Below are 19,160 nucleotides of genomic sequence, written 5' to 3'. Positions count from 1 at the left end.
GCTTGACGTAGTTGAGACCCTTCTCCTTCGCCCGCGCCTCCAGCGGATCCTCCGCACCCTTGTCCTCGAACGCCACATGCTCCTTCTGCCGGAACAACGCGTTGTCATCGAGCGTGACCTTGCCGTCCAAGGCCTTCACCTGGCCGTCGGCGGCCAGGATCATCGGGTTGACCTCCACGAGCGAGGCGTCCTCGTCGAGGAAGGCGCACCAGAGCTTCTCGATGAGCTCGGCCGCCCCCTCGATGGCCCGCTCCGGCAGACCGCCGGCCTGGGCGATCTCCCTGGCCGTGGCGCGGTCGACGCCGGTCAGCGCGGAGACGGGGACCTTGGCCACCTTCTCCGGGGCGCTGTGCGCGACCTCTTCGATGTCCATGCCGCCCGCGGCGGAGCAGATGGCGAGGAAGGTGCGGTTGGCGCGGTCGAGCAGGAAGGAGAAGTAATACTCCTCCGCGATGGCGCTGGCTTCCTCGATGAGCACCTTGTGGACCGTGTGGCCCTTGATGTCCATCCCGAGGATCGCGGTGGCCTTCTGCTCGGCGTCTGCCGCGTCGTCGGCGACCTTCACGCCGCCGGCTTTGCCGCGGCCTCCGGTCTTGACCTGGGCCTTGACGACGACGCGGCCGGTCAGCTCCTCGGCTGCCGCACGCGCCTCAGCCACGGTGTGCGCGACAATGCCGCGCGGCACCGGGATGCCGTACTCCGCGAAGAGCTCCTTCGCCTGATGTTCGAACAGGTCCACGAGGGTCCGTCCTTGCTTGTCCGGCTGATCTTTACGTTTCCATGGTCGGCGGGCCAGGCCCGGGCCACCCCATGATCTGCCGAAAGCCTGGCGTTTTTCGCCAGTGAAGCCTAGCTCCCCGCAGCCCCCTCCCAGGTCATCGGGTCCGGTTTTGCCTATGGTTACCTGACCGACAGATCAGGCAAAACTCCACAAAAGCCACTAAACCCGCGCAGGGATCGCTGATCGCACCCACGCGACGATCTCCTCGGTGGTGGCTCCGGGGGTGAAAACCCGGGCCACCCCGAGCCGGTCGAGCTCGGGCATGTCGGCCTCGGGGATGATCCCGCCGCCGAACACCACGATGTCGGCGGCGTCCTGCTCACGCAACAGCTCGAACACCCGCGCGAAGAGCGTCATGTGCGCCCCCGACAGGATCGACAACCCGATGGCCTGAGCGTCCTCTTGGATGGCGGTGTGCACGATCTGCTCAGGCGTCTGGTGCAAACCCGTATAGACGACCTCCATACCGGCGTCCCGCAGCGCTCGCGCCACGATCTTCACGCCTCGGTCGTGCCCGTCCAGACCCGGCTTGGCGATCACGACTCGGATCCTTGCCGCGGTTTCCATCCAGACCTCCAGGGGAGCGTTCCGTCCCTCGCAGGGTAACCGCGCCCCGGCTCCGCGTATGCGCCGCACCCGCTTCCCCATCGGCGGGAACCGCACCGACCCCAACAAGCCAGCGTGACATTCACCACATCGGCTCAACAATCACACCTTTTACACATAAAACACCAAATAACGAGATGCGCCCGTGATCAATTACCGCAAGTATGTCCCAGCACTGTCTCGCAATTGCCTGCGAGGCACCAACGGGAGGACCCAACACCTATGAGGCGACTTATCGCCGTCGTGGCCGCCGCGCTCGTCGCGCCCGCACTCGCCACGGCCACCCCCGCAAGCGCCCAGACCGCCGCCGGGCCCAACCCCGCCGACGCGCTGAAGAAGCAGTTCAAGAACGACCACGGTCTCCGTTTCACCGAATCGGTCAAGACGTCCCTTGACGGAGACGTGTACATTACCAATTTACTCAAGGGCACCTATGAGTTCGGCAAGTCGGGTATCGCGGCCGCGGACGTGACCAGCCGGGCCAAGCTCTCCGACGAGTTCCTCGATGCCCTTGAGGAGAGGGAGGACGACGAGGAGACCGAGAGCCTCAGGCAGACCGTCAAGATGTTGACCACGCCCATGCGCATCATCGCGCTCAAGGGGGTGACCTACCTCTCCAGCCCGGTCTTCACCGAGCAGCTTCCCGCGGGCAAGACGTGGGTGAGCAGCAAGGGCGCGGCGGCGATGAACCCGGCGCGGATCTCCAACCAGTCCGTGAACGTCTTCGAGCCTCGCACCCTCAAGGGCCTCCTCGCCGACGCCGCTCGCAAGACGAACGGCGGCACGGTGGACGGGGCGAAGACGACCCTCTACCAGGGCACGATCACCTACGCCGAGCTGTACAAGCTCTCCCCGGCGTTCCGCGGTCAGCACATCAATAAGCTCTCGGCCAAGGCGGGCAAGACCAAGCTGGCCTGGCAGCTCTGGCTCGACAGCAAGGACCTGCCGCGTCGCGTCGTCACCACGATCTCCGAGAAGAGCGACGGCATGCTCAGCGCGGTGCGGACGGACACCCGCCTCAGCGGCTGGGGCGTCAAGGTGGACCTGAAGGCGCCGGCGGCCGACCTGGTCGCGGACCAGGACGACCTGGACGAGGAGCTCCCCGAGATCCCCGAGCTCCCCTTCATCTCCACCCCGGCCAAGATTCTCACCTCGGCCAAGTAAGTTCCACGCCGGAGGCCCGTCACCACGGGCCCTGCCCTGCTCAGGGAACGCCTCGCGCATCCCTGGGCAGGGCATGCGGCTTTTGTGAGCGCTTCCGCCGGTGCAGCCCTGGCGTAACGGCCGGACAGCGCCGGGCGATCGTCGCCGCCGCCGCCTCCACTCCGTTTCACATCCGAATAGTGCACACGCGGCTCTTAATTGAGGTTTTATCCCCCGGCCGGGCAAATTTCGTGATTTGATCGAGAGCTTTGTAGCCAAGATCACCCGCCCTGCGGCTCGGCCGTCCGGTGCGGGCATCGAGCAGGAGGAAACCCGGATGAACAGGCGATGGATCGCCGCACTGGCCGTCGCGGCGACCGTGCCGGCGCTGGCCACCGCGACGGCCGCGAGCGCGCAGACCGCCCCGGCCGGCCCGGTTGACGCCCTCAAGCACCAGTTCGTGAACAAGCACGGCGTCACCATCTCGGAGACGAACACCAGCTCCACGAACGGCGCGAACGGCACGAAGGTCATCACCAAGGGCAAGATCCAGTTCGGCAGGTCGGGACCGGCGGCCTCCGACACCACCACTCTCATCGACCTGCGCGGCCTGGACCTCGGCGACGAATTCAAGGATCTCGGAGCGCCGGTCCGCACGGTCGTCACGAAGGGCGCCGCCTACAGCAAGGGTGGCATCTACTCCAGCCTGCTTCCCGAGGGCAAGTCGTGGCTCCGCCTGCCCCCCGGGAGCATCACGCCGATCCCGACCTCCGGCCTGGTGAACGTCCTCGACCCGACCACGCTGAAGGCCGTCATCGGCACCACCGACACCAAGCGCGCGAGCGGCACCCTCGACGGCACCCGGACGACGCTCCACAAGGGCACGATCACCTTGAGCGAGCTCTACAAGTCGTCCAAGTCGTTCCGCGACACCCTCGGCAGGAAGCCCGCCGGCAAGTCGGCCAAGCTTGAGGTCTCCTGGTGTCTCTGGCTCGGCAAGGACCAGCTCCCGCGCCGCCTGGAGACCTCCTGGGTCCAGGAGACGGTCGGCCTGCGGACCGTGAAGTCGTCCTCGAAGAGCGACATCCGGTTCAGCGGCTGGGGCGCCAAGCTCGACATCAAGGCGCCGCCCGCCGACCAGATCGCCGACTACAAGGACCTTGAGGCGGCACCCCCGCAGCCCTCGATCCCCCTCCTCCCCCTGCCGCAGTAGCTCCCTCCGCACGCCCTTCGCACGCCCTTCGCACCCGCCCGTCCCGGAGGGCGTGCGTCTCCCTTTCTCGCGGCCGCGTGTCCTCCCGGCCGATGCCAAGCCCCAGGATGTACGGCAAGCCCCACCCAAGCCCCCCGCCGCCGCCGGCGCGGTCCCGTGGGGTCAACGCTCCTCGGGCGCGCGTGGCCGATCGCCGCTTCGACTCGCCCCTCGACGTGAGTTCTCCGGTTCGAACCCCGCGCCCGGCCATCGATCCAAAGCGGCTCAGCGCCCGAGCCGCGCACAGACCCGCTGTGAGGGCTCCCGTTACGTGAGGGTCAACCGGCCGCCCCATCCCGGGCGGACCGGTGCGGAGCGGCTCGCCGTACGGGCTATGCCGGGCCGCGAGCCGTACGGGCGATACCGGGCCCCGGAGGCGGCGAGCCGTACGGACTCGCACGGGTGCGTGAGGGTGCGAAACGTCGGCGTCCCGGCCGGGAGGCGGAGGGTGATGTTTCCCTGTCGTTGACCTTGTGGCCAGATTGTCGTTTTCGGACGCCCTATTTCGCCGTTCATGATGTCCCAAAACAGGGACTCCCCCGCTGCTCGACCTTGGCACCGGTCACCCATGCCCTGTCTCGTCTTCTCACGATGGAGTGATCCATGCCCAAGAGGTTCATGTCCGTACTGGCGGCGGCCGTAGTCGCCGCCACCGCCGCGCTCACCGGGACCGGCGCGGCCGCGGCGAGCGACACCGCGAGCGACGCCACGAGCGGCACCGCGTGCGCGGACGCGCCGAAGGTGCGCGTCACCACCGGTGCGGTCTTCAACGATCCGGTGGCGGGCGACGGCGCGGCCATCGTCCGGCAGGTGTGCGGACTCATCCACCAGGCCCCTCCCGGATCCCTGATCCGCGTCGCGCACTTCGTCATGTCGGGCGCGGTCGGCGCGGACTTCGCCGGTGTGCTGATCAAGGCGCACGAGCGCGGCGTCAAGGTGCAGGTCATCGTGGACGGCGACACGCGCGGCGCCACCGTCGCGGCACAACTGGCCACCGCGCTGGGCACCGACACGTCAACGGACTCGTGGCTCCACACCTGCTCCGGCCCGATGTCCGGCGGCACGGCCGCCTGCATCGGCACCAAGGGGCAGCACAACAAGTTCTACCTGTTCTCCCGGTCCGGCAGGGCCGATGACGTGGTGGTCCAGTCGTCGGCCAACCTCACCGACCTGAACTCCTCGACGTACTGGAACAACGCGGTCACCATCACCGGGAACAAGCGGCTCTACCGGGCGTACTCCGCCTACTTCGACGACCTGGCGGCGGAGCGGAAGAACCCCGACTACTACCGGGTCGTCGCGGCCGGGCGGGTCCGGGCCCAGTTCTTCCCGCGGGCGGGCACCGACGCCACCACCGACCCGATCGTCGAGAGCCTCGCGGGAGTCCGCTGCCGGACCCGTACGAGCATCAGCGTCGGCATGTCGGAGTGGGACACCTACCGGATCGCGATCCCCGAGCGACTCCGGGAGCTCGCCACGCAGGGCTGCACGGTCCGGATCGTCGCCGGGATCATGGACGAGGGGGTCGAGCGGGTACTGCGGTCGGAGCCGCGGATCGACCTGCGTGTGCTGGGCTCCGGGAGCGCGCTGCCCGGGCGCATCCACTCCAAGTATCTGCTCGTGCAGAGCTCCCATGACCGCTGGACGCTCACCGGCAGCCACAACTACAACGAGACGTCGCTCCGCCGCAACGACGAGGCCCTGCTGCGGCTGGACGACAGGTCGATCTTCGACCAGTACGCGGCCAACTTCGAGACGATGTGGGCGGCGGCCCCGCCGGCCCCCTGAGGCCGACGGACCCGTCAGAGCTTCTCCAGGGGGCGTAGGCGAGCAGCAGGGTCTTCACGATGCGAGCCGGCGGGTCCGCCCGGCCCCCTGAAGGCCGGCGAACCCGTCAGAGCTTCTCCAGAGGGGCGTAGGCGAGCAGCAGCGTCTTCTCCCCGTCGCCGAAGTCGACCTTGACCTTGGTCTTCTCGGCCACCCCGTCGACCGAGAGCACGGTGCCCAAGCCGAAGGCGTCGTGGGTGACGCGGTCGCCGGGGGTCAGGTTGGGGAGGGGCTTGCCGCCGGTCTTCTTCGGCTTCGGGGGCTCCCTGCGGGAGGTGGCGGCGGCCCAGGCGGACTTCTCCGGGTCGGTGCGCCAGTCGATCAGCTCGCGCGGCACCTCGCCGACGAAACGTGAGGCCGGGTTGAACGACGGGGACCCCCAGGCGCTGCGCACGGCGGCCCGGGTGAGGTAGAGGCGCTGCTGGGCCCTCGTGATGCCGACGTAGGCGAGGCGGCGCTCCTCCTCCAGCTCCTTGGGCTCGCCGAGCGAGCGCAGGTGCGGGAAGACGCCGTCTTCGAGGGCGGTCAGGAACACCACGGGGAACTCCAGGCCCTTGGCGGTGTGCAGCGTCATCAGCGTGACGACGCCCTTCCCGCCGTCGCCCTCCGGGATCTGGTCGGCGTCGGCCACCAGCGAGACCTGTTCGAGGAAGTCGACGAGGGCGCCATCCGGGTTGGCGTCCTCGAACTCCGACGCGACGGAGATCAGCTCGTCGAGGTTCTCCAGGCGGCTCTCGTCCTGCGGGTCCCCCGAGTTCGCCAGCTCGGCCCGGTAGCCGGTGCTGACCAGCACGTCCTCGGCGAGCGCGGCCGGCGGCATGCCCTCCGCCTTCTGCCGCAGCTCCTCGATCAGCGCCGTGAACTCCTTGATCGAGTTGAGCGACCTGGTCGCGAGCCCCGGCACCTCCTCCGCCCGGCACAACGCGTCCCAGAACGGCACCCGCTCCCTCGACGAGAACGCCTCCACCATCGCCTCGGCCCGGTCGCCGATGCCCCGCTTCGGCACGTTGAGGATGCGCCGCAACGACACCACGTCGTTCGGGTTGGCCAGGATCCGCAGGTAGGCGAGCAGATCACGGACCTCCTTGCGCTCATAGAAGCGCACCCCGCCCACGACCTTGTACGGCAGGCCGGTGCGGATGAAGATCTCCTCGAAGACCCGGGAGGCGGCGTTGGTCCGGTAGAAGACCGCCACCTGGCCGGGGACGACCCCCTCGTCGTCGGTGAGCCGGTCGACCTCCTGCGCGACGAACATCGCCTCGTCGTGCTCGTTGTCCGCGACGTAGCCGATGATCTTCGGCCCGGCTCCCTGGTCGGACCAGAGGTTCTTGGGCTTGCGGCCCTCGTTGCGGGAGATCACCGAGTTGGCGGCGGTCAGGATGGTCTGGGTGGACCGGTAGTTCTGCTCCAGCAGGATGGTGCGCGCGTCGGGATAGTCGCGCTCGAACTCCAGGATGTTGCGGATCGTCGCGCCCCGGAAGGCGTAGATCGACTGATCGGCGTCGCCGACCACGCACAGCTCGGACCGGTCGTCGCCCGCCCTGACCACGTCGCCGTCGGCGGTCTTCGCCTCGGGACGGCCGACCAGCTCGCGGATCAGGGTGTACTGCGCGTGGTTGGTGTCCTGGTACTCGTCGACGAGGACGTGTCTGAACCGGCGCCGGTAGTGCTCGGCCACGTCGGGGAAGAGCTGGAAGAGGGTGACCGCCAGCATGATGATGTCGTCGAAGTCCATCGCGCCGGCCTCGGTCAGCCGCTGCTGGTAGCTCCGGTACGCCTGGGCGAGGGTCTTCTCCAGATGGGAGCTCGCCCGCTCGGCGGCCGTCTCGTAGTCGATCAGCTCGTTCTTGAAGTTGCTGACCTGGGCGGAGAAGGACCGGGGCGGGTAACGCTTGGGATCGAGGTCCATCTCCCTGCAGACCATCGCCATCAGGCGCTGGGAGTCGGCCTGATCGTAGATCGAGAAACTGCTCGGGAAGCCCAGCCGCTTACCCTCGCGCCGCAGGATGCGCACACAGGCGCTGTGGAAGGTCATCACCCACATCGCGGCGGAACGCGGGCCGACCAGCTTGTCGATCCGCTCCTTCATCTCCCGCGCGGCCTTGTTGGTGAAGGTGATCGCGAGGATCTCCTGCGGTCGCACGTCGCGCTCGGCCAGCAGGTAGGCGATGCGGTGGGTGAGCACCCGCGTCTTGCCCGAGCCCGCTCCGGCGACGATGAGCAGGGGGCTGCCATGGTGCACGACGGCCTCCCGCTGCTGCGGGTTGAGGCCATCGAGCAAGGGATGATCAACAGAGACTCGGGTGGGCACGTTCCTAGGTTATGGCCGGGCGCCGACAACCATGGCCGCTCACCGGAATAGCGCCGGGAACGACGGCGTTGCGCCGCAGAGGACAAAGGAGAGCACGTGCTGAGCGAAGACCAGATCACCAGGGTTCTCGTGGTGACCGCGCACCCGGACGACGTCGACTTCGGGGCCGCGGGCTCGGTGGCGCTGTTCACCGACCGGGGCGTCGAGGTGACCTACTGCGTCGCCACCGACGGCGACGCGGGCGGCTTCGACCGCGAGCTCGACAACGGGGGCATGGCCGAGCTGCGCCGGGCCGAGCAGACCGCCGCCGCGAAGGCCGTGGGCGTCGGCGACCTGCGGTTCCTGGGCTACGGCGACGGGACCGTGGAGCCCGGCCTCGCGCTGCGGCGGGACATCGCGAGGGTGATCCGCCAGGTCCGTCCCGACCTGGTCATCACGCACAGCCCCGAGCGCAACTACGTCAACATCTCGCCGAGCCACCCCGACCACCGCGCGGTCGGCGGATCCGCCCTCGACGCGGTCTACCCGGACGCGCGCAACCCCTACGCCTTCCCCGAACTCCTGGCCGACGAAGGGCTCGACGCCTGGGTCGTCAAGGAGGTGTGGCTCACCGGCGGCCCCACCCCCGACCACTTCGTCGACGTCACCGCCACCTTCGACCGCAAACTGGCCGCCCTGCACTCCCACGTCAGCCAGGTGTCCCACATGGACGCCTTCGACGACTTCCTGCGCACCCGCTTCGCCGAGATGGGACAGCGCGCCGGCCTCCCCGAGGGCCACTACGCCGAGGCCTTCCAGCGCGTCGCCACCGCCTGAGTACGGCTCCCGCCCGACGGGAGCCGTACCTCCGCTACGGGACCGACCCCGCCGGCACCACCCACGACGCCGGCTGCCCCGTGACCTCCGAGATCAGGTCGTAGTCCCGGTCGTAGTGCAGGACCGTCGCCCCGTGGACCTCGGCGCAGGCGGCGACGATGAGTTTCGGCGCCCCGACGTCGGCGTGCCGTGACCGTTCGGCGAGCAGTCCCTGCACCCGCAGGGCGCGAGCGCAGACCTCCGCGCCCACCGGAAGGGTCAGGAAGGCGTCACGCAGGTCGCCTTCCAGGCTCACGTAGTCGTTCGGACCGCGAGCGGTGTGCAGGACCTCCAGCCGGACGATGGCGCAGACGGCCACGGTCCTGCCGATGATCAGCGGTTCCAGTGCCCGGGCCACGGACTCGCTGCCGATCCGCGCCAGGGCGCTCTTGTCGAGAAGGCAGGTCAGCCCGGTCCCCGTCACATGTTCCTGCCCGCCGGTCGCAGGAGGGCCGACCAGTCCCGGCTGCGCAAGGATTCGAAAGCGTCCCGAGTCGTCTCCCGCTCGACGACCATTCTGAGCGCCGCGTTCACCGTCTCCTTGACCGCCGACGTCCCAAGCGTTCTCCGAGCTTTCTCCAGCAGTTCCCTCTCCACATCGATGACGATGCGCATGGAGCACCACCTCCGTACCTCCGAGCGTGAATCACGAATGGCGATTTCGACTACGCGCCTCCCGGGCGGCGCCGGCCGCGGGAGGAGCGTCGCGGAGTAGTAAGCCATACGCGAGGGCCGCGTCAAGGACGGATTTCCGGCGCTGTTGAGAATCGCCCAACACAGGAGTACGAAGGTCATCCGTGAGGTAGAGAATCTTTCACATCTCGCGGGGCAGAAAGCCGGGCAAATAGGTATCCAAGCGAATTAGTGGAAGTGTGCAGCAGCGACGGCGCCAGCAGTCCCGCACGCCTGCGCAGTTCGCAGAACAGAACCCCGGCGGCCCCCGTCGCCAGCACGCTCCCGGCCACCACCCGGGCGGTGTCGAGGTGCTTTCGCCAGGGGCGCGGAGCCTGGTGGGATTCGGGGTCGCGCAACTCCGTCACGATCTCCTCGATCGTCTCCTCGACGCCCTCTCCCGAGGCGAGACGGCCGAGCGCCGGGTTGGCCCTGGCCATGTCCATCGCGGGCAGCACGTGCCACAGGCCGAACAGGGCGGAGGAGACGGCGGTGGCCACGGCCGTGCCGTGGGAGCGCCTCAGCATGCCGTACAGGGCGCCGCGGAAGCCGACCTCCTCCAGCAGGACCGTGCCGAGCGGCACCTGGACCAGGGCCTCCTCCAGCGCCCGTGCGCGGGAGAGCGACAGCGCGCGGTCGTCGTGGAAGAACCGGCGGGTGGCGGGCAGCGCGACGCCCGCCGTGTAGACGGCGACGACACCGGCCGCGAGCGCCCCGCCGACCCGAGCGCCGCGGGCGGGCCGCTCGAAGCCGATCTCGGCCCAGCTCAGCCCCGACCTCCTGGCCATCGCGACCAGCAGTCCGGTGGCGGCGACCGCGGTGAGCGGGGCCAGCCGCGGCACGATCCGGTTGTTGAGCACGTTGGCCGCGGTCAGCACGGCGACTGATCTTCCCAGTGTCACCCCTCGCAGGCTACGTCAGCGCGTCATCTCGCCGGGGCTCACGGGGCACACACGATCGGCCGTAGCCTCCGGCCTCCCGGCGGGCGGTGTCAGCTCGCCGCGGTGCCGCGCCAGCCCTGGGGGAAGCGGGATCGGCGGCGTTCCTCGGGGGTGAGGCCGCCCCAGATGCCCTCGCGCTCCCCCGCGCGCAGCGCGTACGCCCGGCACTCGGAGATCACCTGGCAGGCCCCGCAGATGGCCTTGGCCCGCCGCACCTGCTCCGCCGAGGACGCGAGCGGGAAGAACAGCTCCGGGTCGCTCGTACGGCAGGCGCCGCGCGACGCCCAGCCGATCTCCGCGGCGACTCCCTTCATGACTCCCCCTGACGGTTGGATCACCACGGCTCCGACCCTAGGCCCGTCCGGCCACGCGCACATCCGCCCCACGGCGGACACGCCCATCGGCGCACGGGTGTACGTGGACCTCACTCCGCGGAACGCGGCTTGCGAACAGGTTCCAGGTCAGCACACGCCGACCCCGTTGTTGTATCCGCTGGCGAACGCCTCCTGGCGCTGCGCCGCCGTACCGTGCGCGTCGGGCTCCCACCACGCGTCGGTCGGGTCGCCCGCGGCGCTGAGGTTGAGCATCAGCTCCGCCTCGTCGCCGGGCTCAGCGCCCAGCCGCCCCTCCCTGATCAGCGACCCGAGCGTGCCGCCCGCGTAGCAGTCGGCCTGCAACTCGCGCTGCTGGTTGACCTGGAAGTCGCTCATGAGCTGAGCCTGTACGGCATGCCCGAGCTCGTGCGGGATGATCAGGTAGACGGAACCGTCGCCCATCCGGTCGTACAGGGACTTCATCCACGTCTCGTCGTAGGCGACGAAGTGCCCGACCGGGCAGTAGAACGCGTTGTCGGGCACGGACGGCTGGCCGCCGCACTCGGGCCCGCCCTCGCCGCGGTAGGGGACGAACGCCTCGATCGGCCGGTAGGTCGAGCCGCTGACCTCGAACTGCCTGACCCAGAAATCCTCGGAGAGCCGCAGGGCCAGTTTGACGTCGTCCTCGAAGGTCTGGCCGGTGAGCTCGCCCGACGAGGCGGGCGGCTCCGGCTCGGCTTCCGGCGCGCCCGCACCGGGGGAGCCCCCGCAGCCCGCGACGAACGCCAGGACGACCGCCGAAACGACGACGAGGAGCCTCCCATACCGGGTCACTCCTCCATCGTGGCCAATTCCCGGCCCGCGCGCGAGCTGAAAGCACGATCAGGGCGCACGACACTCCCGAAGACGGCACGGGAGGAGATCGTCGTCCTGGGCGGGCTCCGAGCAGACCTTTCGCCGAGCTCCTCGATCTCGACGGCCAGGTCCCGGATCCCGCCCGCGCGGGTCCCGCCGCCGGTCAGACGAGGCGGCGGGCGGTCGCCCAGCGGGACAGCTCGTGGCGGTTGGAGAGCTGGAGCTTGCGAAGCACCGAGGAGACGTGGGTCTCGACGGTCTTCACCGAGATGAACAGCTCCTTGGCGATCTCCTTGTAGGCGTAGCCGCGGGCGATCAGGCGCAGGACCTCCCGTTCGCGCTGGGTCAGCGAGTCGAGCTCGGGGTCGATCGAGGGGGCCTCGGAGGAGGCGAACGCGTCGAGCACGAACCCGGCGAGCCGGGGGGAGAAGACCGCGTCGCCGTCGGCGACCCTGCGGATGGCGTCGGTGAGCTCGTTGCCGCTGATCGTCTTGGTGACGTAGCCGCGCGCGCCGCCGCGGATCACGCCGATGACGTCCTCCGCCGCGTCGGACACCGACAGGGCGAGGAAGCGGACCTGGGAACCGGAGCCGAGCACCCGGCGCAGGACCTCCTGCCCGCCGCCGCCGGGCATGTGCACGTCGAGCAGCACCACGTCGGGCTGCAGCTCGGCGATCTTCTTGATCGCGGACTCGACGTCCTCCGCCTCCCCGACGACCTCGATCGAGTCACCCAGTTCGGCCCGGACTCCCGACCTGAACAGGCGGTGGTCGTCGACGATCAGAACCCTCGTGCTCACGATGTCTCCATCTTCATGGTCAACATGACTTCCGTGCCCTCACCGGGCCCGGTGCGCACCCTGGCGGTGCCGCCGTGGCGCTCCATCCTGCCGAGGATCGACCCGCGGATGCCCATCCTGTCCTCCGGCACCCCGTCAAGGTCGAATCCCTTGCCCCGGTCGCGCACGAAAATGGTCACCTCCTCGGGTTCGACCTCCGCGTAGACGGACACCACCGACGCCTCAGAGTATTTCGCCGCGTTGACCATCGCCTGCCTGGCCGCCTGCAACATCGCCGACAGCCGCGCGTCCAGCTCGCAGTCGCCGACGCAGACGATCTCGATCGGCACGCCGTGCGCGTCCTCCTCCTCGGCCGCGACCCTTCGTACGGCGGCGGCCAGCGTGGCGTCAGCGTCCTGTTTGGGCTGGTAGAGCCAGTTGCGCAGCTCGCGTTCCTGCGCGCGGGCCAGCCGCTGGACCTCGCGTTGGTCGTGCGCGTTGCGCTGGATCAGGGTCAGCGTGTGCAGCACCGAGTCGTGAACGTGCGCGGCCACCTCGGCGCGCTCCTCCTGCCTGATCCGCTCACGGCGTTCGAGCTGGAGTTCCTTCCACAGGCCCGCGAGCCAGGGAGCCGCGATCACCACCAGGCCGCCGACCACGACGGCGGTGAACAGCAGGCCCGGCCCCGCCTGGGCCAGCTCCCCCTCCTGGGCGAGGAAGCCCAGGGCTCCGACCACCACCAGGCCCGCGCCGAACAACCCGCGGATCCGGTTCTGGCGCACTCCCTTGACCGCGCCGCTCGTCCACCGCTTGCGGCTCGCGGGGTCGGCCTGCTGCCAGAGGATCAGCGCGCCGATCCCGATCACCGCGATCGGCCACGTCCCGATCCCGCCGCTGGCGGTGCCCGTCAACCACCCGAACGCCATCAACGCCAGCCCGATCGCGCCGAACGCGACGGCCTGGCTCCAGTCCCGTACGGGCGGGGGCCCCTCATGAGGCCGGCGCGGCGTGAACAACCACAGCGCCGCGTAGACGACCACACCGAGCCCCTGCACCGCGGTGAGCAGCACGAAGGCGAGCCGGATCACCACCGGGTCGAGTTTGAGCTGCTGGGCGGTGCCCTGGGCCACACCCGCGACGAGCTGGCCTTCCCTCGGTCGCGTCAACCGCGGGAAGGCGGCCTCCGCCGCGGGAGGCGGCGCCACCGGGGGCGCCTCGCGAAGAGTCTGTCGGTCAGCCATATGTCAGCATCGTCACACGTCGTCCCGCCGTTCGCATCAGGGCGTTTCCCTGAGCCGCCCCTTACCCACCCCCGGGCCCTCTTCTGGCACCCTCGTACGGCGAAGGCTTCACCTCGGGGACGAGTCAGGGGTGTCCCGGATGTGACAGGAGACGAGAAACAGCGACGATGGGGACATGAGCGACACCGGGAACGACGCACGTGGGCCCACACCTGACGAGGCCCGCGACGATCAGCGTGCCCCGGCGAGCCATGAGACGACCTCCGCCGCCGCCGCGCGGCAGCCCCACCCGGAGGACCCCGCCGAGGGCGGCCCGCGGAGCGACACGGGAGCCGCCCACGGCTCGGCCGACGGCCTGACCGGCGAGCAGGACGCCAAGCCGGGCGGAGAGCCAAGCGGCAAGCAGGACGCCAAGCCGGGCGACGAGCAGGACGGCGGGCGGGCCGACGGGCCGTCCGGCGGGCCGGGCGAGGAGCCGGCGGGTGGCGCACCGGAGGCGGGCGAGGAGCCGGATCCCTGGCGCGGGCTCGCGCGTAGTTCCGAGGGGCGGATACTGACCGGCGTCTGTGCCGGGCTCGGCAGGCACACGGGAATGGACCCGGTTCTGTTCAGGGTCGGGTTCTCGGTGCTCCTCCTCGGTTCCGGGATCGGGGGGATCCTCTACATCGCGGCGTTCCTGTTGATGCGCGAGACCGACGGCGGGCCCGGTTACCTGGAGCAGTGGACCCGCAGGTCGTTCGACTCCGAGACCGTGATGGCCCTGCTCACCGGCGTGTTCGCGGCCGGGCTGATCATGAACGTGGCGTCGGGGGGAATCGGCCCGGGGACGCTGGTGGTGGGCACGATGCTCGCGGTCGCGCTGCTCGCCGCGCACGCGGGCGGGGTCGACGTGCTGGCCGTCATCCGCTCCCTGCCCGAGCGGGTCACCGGAAAGCGCGGTGTGCGCCGGGCTCCGGCCTTCGACCCGATGCACCTGCACAGCAGGTCCAACGTCTCCACCAATCCGTCCCCGCAGCGGGGCTTCACCCCGGCCGCCGCCCAGGCCTCCGCCCCGCCTCCGCACCCCGCGCCGCCGTACTCCCCGCCCGCCGAGGGACCGGGGCACGGCGCGCCCCGGCCTGACGCTTCCGGCTACGGCGAGCCCCGGCCCGCCGCGCCCACGTACGCCTACCCGGCCGCCTCGTCGGCGTCGTCGGGCGGGGTGACCGAGAGCCGCGCGCGCTCCGAGGCCCCGCCGACCGAGACGCGCTCCTGGGAGTCGTCCCAGGACACGGCTGGACACACCCGGACCTATCCGGGCGACAACGTGACGGGAGACCGTGACCAGCCGTACCGGTGGTCACGGGATCAGGGGCTGGACGACCACCCGTCGTACGCGGGAGCCGGTCGTGTGCAGCCCGGTCAGCGCTACGAGGACCGCTTCTACGACCAGCCGTACGGGGAGCCGCTGCACGCGGACGGGCTGTACGGCGAGCGGCGGCCCTACGCGGCCGGAATGCCGTCGTATGACTCCTCGGGTGCGCCGTTCGCGCCGCACGGCCCGTTCCGGCCGCTGGACCCGAGGCTCAGGTACGGCGCCGGCACGATCCCCGTCCCGGTGCGGCAGCGACGGCCCCGGACGTTTCTCGGCACCATCACCGTTTTCCTGGCATTCATCGTAGGAGGGATCGTCGTGGCGATCCAGGGAACGTCCGGGGCGACGATCAGCATGCCGGTGGTGGGCGGCGCGATGCTGCTCACCGTCGGCGCGGGTCTGCTGGTCGCCACCTGGTTCGGGCGCGGCGCCGCGCTGGTGGCCGCGGGGACGGTGCTGGCGCTCGTGGTGGCGCTCGCGAGTTCCACGATGATGGAGGCGCCCAGGTCGGTCGGGTCGTTCACCTGGCAGCCGACCAACCTCGCCACGGCGTCCAGGAGCTATGACGTGGGCGTCGGAGACGGGACGCTGGACCTGACGAGGCTCAAGTTGCCCGCCGGGTCCCGCACCGAGTTCGACGCCTCGGTTTCACTCGGCGAACTGGTCGTGATCCTGCCCCCGGATGTGCGGGTAGAGGTGACGGGGATGGCCAGGCTCGGCGACATCCAGATCGATCACTCGGTGAAGGGCGGCTCGAACGTGCGGCACGAGAGGAAACTGGAACCGGAGGCACCGCCCAAGGGACGGGTGGCGACGGTCGTGCTCACGTTGAAGGTCGGCGTCGGCGACGTGGAGGTGCGGCGTGCCGCATGAGATCGAGCGGCCGCGCCGTACGCACCGCACCGACTGGATGGCCCTGCTCAGCGGGCTGTTGTTCGTCGCGATGGGGGTGGCGTTCGTCTCCGGTGACCTGACGGATCCGGTCGACGCGCTGCTGGTCCTGCTCGCCGGGCTGGGGGTCGCGGGGTTCGTGGCCGTCATCGCGCGGGTGGTCCGCAGGAGGTAGTTCGGGCGGCTCCTCCGTGGGAAGTAGTTCCTCGCGGCCATCCCGAGATTCGTCCCGCAGGCGGCGGACGATGTCGTCGGGCCGGCCGAGCGTTCTTTGCCGGGAGCTTGCCCAAGGGGCTTGACCGGCGGTAACAGGGGCGTACGTTCGCAGGTATCGGCCTCACTACTCCTGTTTCCGCTGGTGCAGCCCGCGTCTGGAGGACGTATGCCCCGAATCACCGTCACCGTCGACGGAATCCGCTACGACGAGGAGGTCGAGCCGCGTCTCCTCCTGGTCCATCTCCTGCGAGATCGCCTGGGTAGGACCGGAACACCGATCGGCTGCGACACCGGCAACTGCGGCGCCTGCACCGTCATGCTCGACGGCAAGAGCGCCAAGAGCTGCTCCGTGCTCGCCGTACAGGCCGACGGGTGCGACGTCGTCACCATCGAGGGGCTCGCCACCGGCGACCGGTGGCATCCCATGCAGACCGCCTTCCACCAGGAGCACGCGCTCCAGTGCGGCTACTGCACACCGGGCATGATCATGGCGGCCATCGACCTGCTCGCCGAGGACCCCGACCCCTCGGAGGAGGCCATCCGGGAGGGCCTGGAGGGCAACCTGTGCCGGTGCACGGGGTACTGCAACATCGTCAGGGCGGTACGGCGGGGCGCGCAGGCCATGAACGAGGCGAGCGAGGTGACCACCTCATGACCGAGGTCGGCAGAGCGCGACGCCGCAAGGAGGACGCGCGCCTGGTCACCGGGCGCACCCGGTGGACCGACAACATCCAACTGCCCGGCATGCTCTACGTGGCGTTCCTGCGCAGCCCGATGGCCCACGCCAGGATCATCCGGGTGGACACCGGCGCGGCCGCGGCCCAGCCGGGCGTGGTCGCCGTCTTCAGCGGCCGCGACTTCGCCGACGAGCAGGGCAGCCTGCCGTGCGCGTGGCCGGTCACGGAGGACCTCGTCGTCCCCGACCATCCGCCGATGGCGGTGAGCGAGGTCAGGTACGTCGGGGAGGCGGTGGCCTGCGTGGTGGCCACCGATCGGTACAAGGCGGCGGACGCGCTGTCGGCGATCGAGATCGACTACGAGCCGCTGCCCGCCGTACTCGACATGACCGAGGCGCTGACCGAGGCGAGCCCCCGGGTGCACGAGGCCGGGAACAAGGCGTTCACCTGGCGGTTCGCCGGGGGCGACATCGAGGCGGCGTTCGACGGGGCGCCGGTGGTCGTCGAGCGGACCTATGTCCAGCAGCGGCTGATCCCGAGCGCGATGGAGCCCCGAGCGGTGGTCGCCACCCCCGACGGCGAGGGCTTCACGGTCTACTCCGCCACCCAGATCCCGCACATCCTGCGGGTCATGCTGGCGATGACCACCGGCATCCCCGAGCACCGGCTCCGCGTGGTCGCGCCCGACGTGGGCGGCGGGTTCGGCTCGAAGTTGCAGGTCACGGCCGAAGAGGTGCTCACGCTGCTGATCACCCGCAGGCTGGGCAGGCCGGTGAAGTGGACCGAGTCGCGGTCCGAGGGCAACCTGACCGTCCACCATGGCCGCGACCAGCTCCAGCGGGTCGCCGTGGCCGCCGAGCTCGACGGGCGGATCCGCGGCGTCAAGGTCGACCTGCTCGCCGACATGGGCGCGTACCTCATGCTGGTCACGCCGGGCGTGCCGCTGCTCGGCGCGTTCATGTACAACGGCATCTACAAGATGGACGCCTACGACTTCGCCTGCACCGGCGTCTTCACCACCAAGATGCCGACCGACGCCTACCGGGGCGCGGGCCGGCCGGAGGCCACCTACGCGCTCGAACGCCTCATCGACGAACTGGCCGCGGAGGTCGGACTCGACCCGCTCGAACTGCGCAGGCGCAACTGGATCAAGCACGAGGAGTTCCCCTACACCACCATCGCCGGCCTGACGTACGACTCGGGCAACTACGAGGCGGCGACCGACCGGGCGATGACGCTGTTCGGGTACGACAAGCTGCGCGCCGAGCAGGCCGACCGCCGGGACCGGCGCGACCCGGTCCAACTCGGGATCGGCACGTCCACCTACACCGAGATGTGCGGCCTGGCGCCGAGCCGGGTGCTGGGCAGCCTGGCGTACGGCGCGGGCGGCTGGGAGCACGCCGGGGTGCGGATGCTCCCGACCGGCAAGGTCGAGGTGGTCACCGGCTCGACCGCGCACGGGCAGGGGCACGCGACCGCGTGGAGCCAGATCGTCGCGGACGCGCTGGGCGTGCCGTTCGACGACGTGGCGGTGTTGCACGGCGACACGGCCGTCGCGTCCCGGGGCATGGACACCTACGGCTCGCGTTCGCTGACCGTGGGCGGCATCGCGGTGCTCCAGGCGTGCGAGAAGGTCAAGGAGAAGGCCAGGCAGGTCGCGGCGCACATGATGGAGGCGTCCGCCGACGACGTGGAGTACACCGCGGGCGCGTTCCGGGTACGCGGCACGGGCACGGCGAGGACGATCCAGGAGATCGCGCTGGCGGTGTTCGCGGCCCACGACCTGCCCGACGGCTTCGAACCCGCGCTCGACGCCGACGCCACCTACGACCCGGCGAACTTCTCCTTCCCGCACGGCACCCACCTGTGCGCGATCGAGGTCGACACGGAGACCGGCGCCAGCAGGATCCGCTCCTATGTGGCGGTCGACGACGTCGGCAAGGTGGTCAACCCGCTGATCGTCGAGGGCCAGGTGCACGGCGGGCTCGCCCAGGGCATCGCGCAGGCGCTGTTCGAGGAGGCCGTCTACGACTCCGAGGGCAACCTGCTGACCACCACGATGACCGACTACCTGCTGCCCTCGGCGGCGGACCTGCCCGAGTTCGTGACCGACAGGACCGAGACGCCCGCGACGAGCAACCCGCTCGGCGTGAAGGGCGTCGGCGAGGCCGGCACGATCGCCTCCACCCCCGCGGTGGTCAACGCGATAGTCGACGCCCTCCGCCCGTACGGCGTGCACGACGTACGCATGCCGTGCACCCCTGAACGGGTCTGGCGCGCCCTGAACGGAGGAGCGGCATGATCCCCGCCACGTTCGACAACGTCCGCATGCCGTACATCCCTGAACCGGCCTGGCGCGCCTTGAACGGAGGATCGGCCGCGGTCGACAACGTCCGCATGCCATCCGCCTCCGAACAGGTCCGGCACACACTGAGCAGCGGAGGAA

At 70.1% G+C, this 19,160-nt stretch carries 18 protein-coding genes; 8 read left to right on the top strand and 10 right to left on the bottom strand.

From position 1 onward, the window contains the following. Window positions 1-739: ATP-grasp domain-containing protein (locus MBA17_RS28845; RefSeq protein ID WP_238499747.1), on the bottom strand; the 739-nt coding region annotated here is incomplete at its 3' end. Between the two features lie 201 nt (window positions 740-940). Continuing rightward, window positions 941-1,348, bottom strand: a complete 408-nt coding sequence (locus MBA17_RS28840; RefSeq protein ID WP_238499746.1) for a coenzyme B12-dependent isobutyryl CoA mutase small subunit — start codon at window positions 1,346-1,348, stop codon at window positions 941-943. A 261-nt stretch (window positions 1,349-1,609) separates the two neighbouring features. Here MBA17_RS28840 and MBA17_RS28835 point away from each other — a divergent pair, with 261 nt between their 5' ends. The 3 genes from MBA17_RS28835 (at window position 1,610) to MBA17_RS28825 (ending at window position 5,570) form a co-directional block, all read left to right on the top strand. Further along, complete coding sequence (locus tag MBA17_RS28835) at window positions 1,610-2,551, top strand: hypothetical protein (RefSeq protein WP_238499745.1); 942 nt, start codon at window positions 1,610-1,612, stop codon at window positions 2,549-2,551. Between the two features lie 316 nt (window positions 2,552-2,867). Next, window positions 2,868-3,743: a hypothetical protein gene (locus MBA17_RS28830; protein ID WP_238499744.1), complete on the top strand. Its 876-nt coding sequence runs from the start codon at window positions 2,868-2,870 to the stop codon at window positions 3,741-3,743. 642 nt (window positions 3,744-4,385) lie between these two features. Then, on the top strand, window positions 4,386-5,570 hold the full coding sequence (locus MBA17_RS28825; RefSeq protein ID WP_238499743.1) for a phospholipase D-like domain-containing protein: 1,185 nt from the start codon (window positions 4,386-4,388) through the stop codon (window positions 5,568-5,570). A 106-nt stretch (window positions 5,571-5,676) separates the two neighbouring features. Here the strand turns inward: MBA17_RS28825 and pcrA are convergent, their stop codons facing one another. Then, entirely contained in the window at window positions 5,677-7,920 is a 2,244-nt protein-coding gene (gene pcrA, locus MBA17_RS28820; RefSeq protein ID WP_455432873.1) for a DNA helicase PcrA, read from the bottom strand. A gap of 96 nt (window positions 7,921-8,016) precedes the next feature. On the opposite strand from pcrA, the gene MBA17_RS28815 reads away from it, so the two are divergent. After that, a complete protein-coding gene (locus tag MBA17_RS28815) occupies window positions 8,017-8,736 on the top strand; it encodes a PIG-L deacetylase family protein (protein ID WP_238499742.1) in 720 nt (239 codons plus the stop codon). Between the two features lie 34 nt (window positions 8,737-8,770). On the opposite strand, the gene MBA17_RS28810 is transcribed toward MBA17_RS28815, so the two are convergent. The 7 genes from MBA17_RS28810 to MBA17_RS28780 all read right to left on the bottom strand — a co-directional run bounded on the left by MBA17_RS28810 (window position 8,771) and on the right by MBA17_RS28780 (window position 13,576). Next, entirely contained in the window at window positions 8,771-9,199 is a 429-nt protein-coding gene (locus MBA17_RS28810; RefSeq protein ID WP_238499741.1) for a PIN domain nuclease, read from the bottom strand. Beyond that, window positions 9,196-9,390 (bottom strand): type II toxin-antitoxin system VapB family antitoxin, encoded by a 195-nt coding sequence (locus MBA17_RS28805; RefSeq protein WP_238499740.1) that lies wholly within the window; start codon window positions 9,388-9,390, stop codon window positions 9,196-9,198. The genes MBA17_RS28810 and MBA17_RS28805 overlap by 4 nt, the downstream gene beginning before the upstream one ends. Before the next feature lie 176 nt (window positions 9,391-9,566). Further along, window positions 9,567-10,349, bottom strand: coding sequence for a CPBP family intramembrane glutamic endopeptidase (locus tag MBA17_RS28800; RefSeq protein ID WP_238499739.1), 783 nt, complete (start codon window positions 10,347-10,349; stop codon window positions 9,567-9,569). A gap of 89 nt (window positions 10,350-10,438) precedes the next feature. Then, a complete protein-coding gene (locus MBA17_RS28795; RefSeq protein WP_238499738.1) occupies window positions 10,439-10,702 on the bottom strand; it encodes a WhiB family transcriptional regulator in 264 nt (87 codons plus the stop codon). Window positions 10,703-10,849: 147 nt separating this feature from the next. Beyond that, window positions 10,850-11,536, bottom strand: a complete 687-nt coding sequence (locus tag MBA17_RS28790; RefSeq protein ID WP_238499737.1) for a neutral zinc metallopeptidase — start codon at window positions 11,534-11,536, stop codon at window positions 10,850-10,852. A gap of 184 nt (window positions 11,537-11,720) precedes the next feature. After that, entirely contained in the window at window positions 11,721-12,359 is a 639-nt protein-coding gene (locus MBA17_RS28785; protein WP_238499753.1) for a response regulator, read from the bottom strand. Then, window positions 12,353-13,576 (bottom strand): PspC domain-containing protein, encoded by a 1,224-nt coding sequence (locus MBA17_RS28780; RefSeq protein WP_238499736.1) that lies wholly within the window; start codon window positions 13,574-13,576, stop codon window positions 12,353-12,355. Before MBA17_RS28780 ends, MBA17_RS28785 begins: the two co-directional genes overlap by 7 nt. 175 nt (window positions 13,577-13,751) lie before the next feature. On the opposite strand from MBA17_RS28780, the gene MBA17_RS28775 reads away from it, so the two are divergent. From MBA17_RS28775 to MBA17_RS28760, 4 genes are all read left to right on the top strand, one after another. Beyond that, window positions 13,752-15,803, top strand: coding sequence for a PspC domain-containing protein (locus MBA17_RS28775; RefSeq protein WP_238499735.1), 2,052 nt, complete (start codon window positions 13,752-13,754; stop codon window positions 15,801-15,803). Further along, a complete protein-coding gene (locus MBA17_RS28770; protein WP_238499734.1) occupies window positions 15,793-15,996 on the top strand; it encodes a hypothetical protein in 204 nt (67 codons plus the stop codon). Before MBA17_RS28775 ends, MBA17_RS28770 begins: the two co-directional genes overlap by 11 nt. 207 nt (window positions 15,997-16,203) lie before the next feature. Beyond that, window positions 16,204-16,692 carry a (2Fe-2S)-binding protein gene (locus tag MBA17_RS28765; RefSeq protein ID WP_238499733.1) on the top strand — a complete coding sequence of 163 codons (489 nt, stop codon included), beginning with the start codon at window positions 16,204-16,206 and terminating at the stop codon, window positions 16,690-16,692. Next, window positions 16,689-19,016 (top strand): xanthine dehydrogenase family protein molybdopterin-binding subunit, encoded by a 2,328-nt coding sequence (locus tag MBA17_RS28760; protein WP_238499732.1) that lies wholly within the window; start codon window positions 16,689-16,691, stop codon window positions 19,014-19,016. The genes MBA17_RS28765 and MBA17_RS28760 overlap by 4 nt, the downstream gene beginning before the upstream one ends. The last annotated feature ends 144 nt before the right edge of the window (window positions 19,017-19,160 follow it).

The sequence above is a fragment of the Dolomitihabitans soli genome, from assembly GCF_022213955.1.
Classification (GTDB): domain Bacteria; phylum Actinomycetota; class Actinomycetes; order Streptosporangiales; family Streptosporangiaceae; genus Streptosporangium_A; species Streptosporangium_A soli.
The sequence above is the reverse complement of the archived record's forward strand: the minus strand, read 5'-3'. Positions and strand labels throughout refer to the sequence as shown.

Bases quoted from the DNA above. Each gene is read 5' to 3' on its own strand.
- MBA17_RS28760 (WP_238499732.1), top strand. From the start codon at position 16,689: ATGACCGAGGTCGGCAGAGCGCGACGCCGCAAGGAGGACGCGCGCCTG.
- MBA17_RS28795 (WP_238499738.1), bottom strand. From the start codon at position 10,702: ATGAAGGGAGTCGCCGCGGAGATCGGCTGGGCGTCGCGCGGCGCCTGC.
- MBA17_RS28805 (WP_238499740.1), bottom strand. From the start codon at position 9,390: ATGCGCATCGTCATCGATGTGGAGAGGGAACTGCTGGAGAAAGCTCGG.
- MBA17_RS28830 (WP_238499744.1), top strand. From the start codon at position 2,868: ATGAACAGGCGATGGATCGCCGCACTGGCCGTCGCGGCGACCGTGCCG.
- MBA17_RS28780 (WP_238499736.1), bottom strand. From the start codon at position 13,576: ATGGCTGACCGACAGACTCTTCGCGAGGCGCCCCCGGTGGCGCCGCCT.
- MBA17_RS28825 (WP_238499743.1), top strand. From the start codon at position 4,386: ATGCCCAAGAGGTTCATGTCCGTACTGGCGGCGGCCGTAGTCGCCGCC.
- MBA17_RS28835 (WP_238499745.1), top strand. From the start codon at position 1,610: ATGAGGCGACTTATCGCCGTCGTGGCCGCCGCGCTCGTCGCGCCCGCA.
- MBA17_RS28775 (WP_238499735.1), top strand. From the start codon at position 13,752: ATGAGCGACACCGGGAACGACGCACGTGGGCCCACACCTGACGAGGCC.
- MBA17_RS28765 (WP_238499733.1), top strand. From the start codon at position 16,204: ATGCCCCGAATCACCGTCACCGTCGACGGAATCCGCTACGACGAGGAG.
- MBA17_RS28840 (WP_238499746.1), bottom strand. From the start codon at position 1,348: ATGGAAACCGCGGCAAGGATCCGAGTCGTGATCGCCAAGCCGGGTCTG.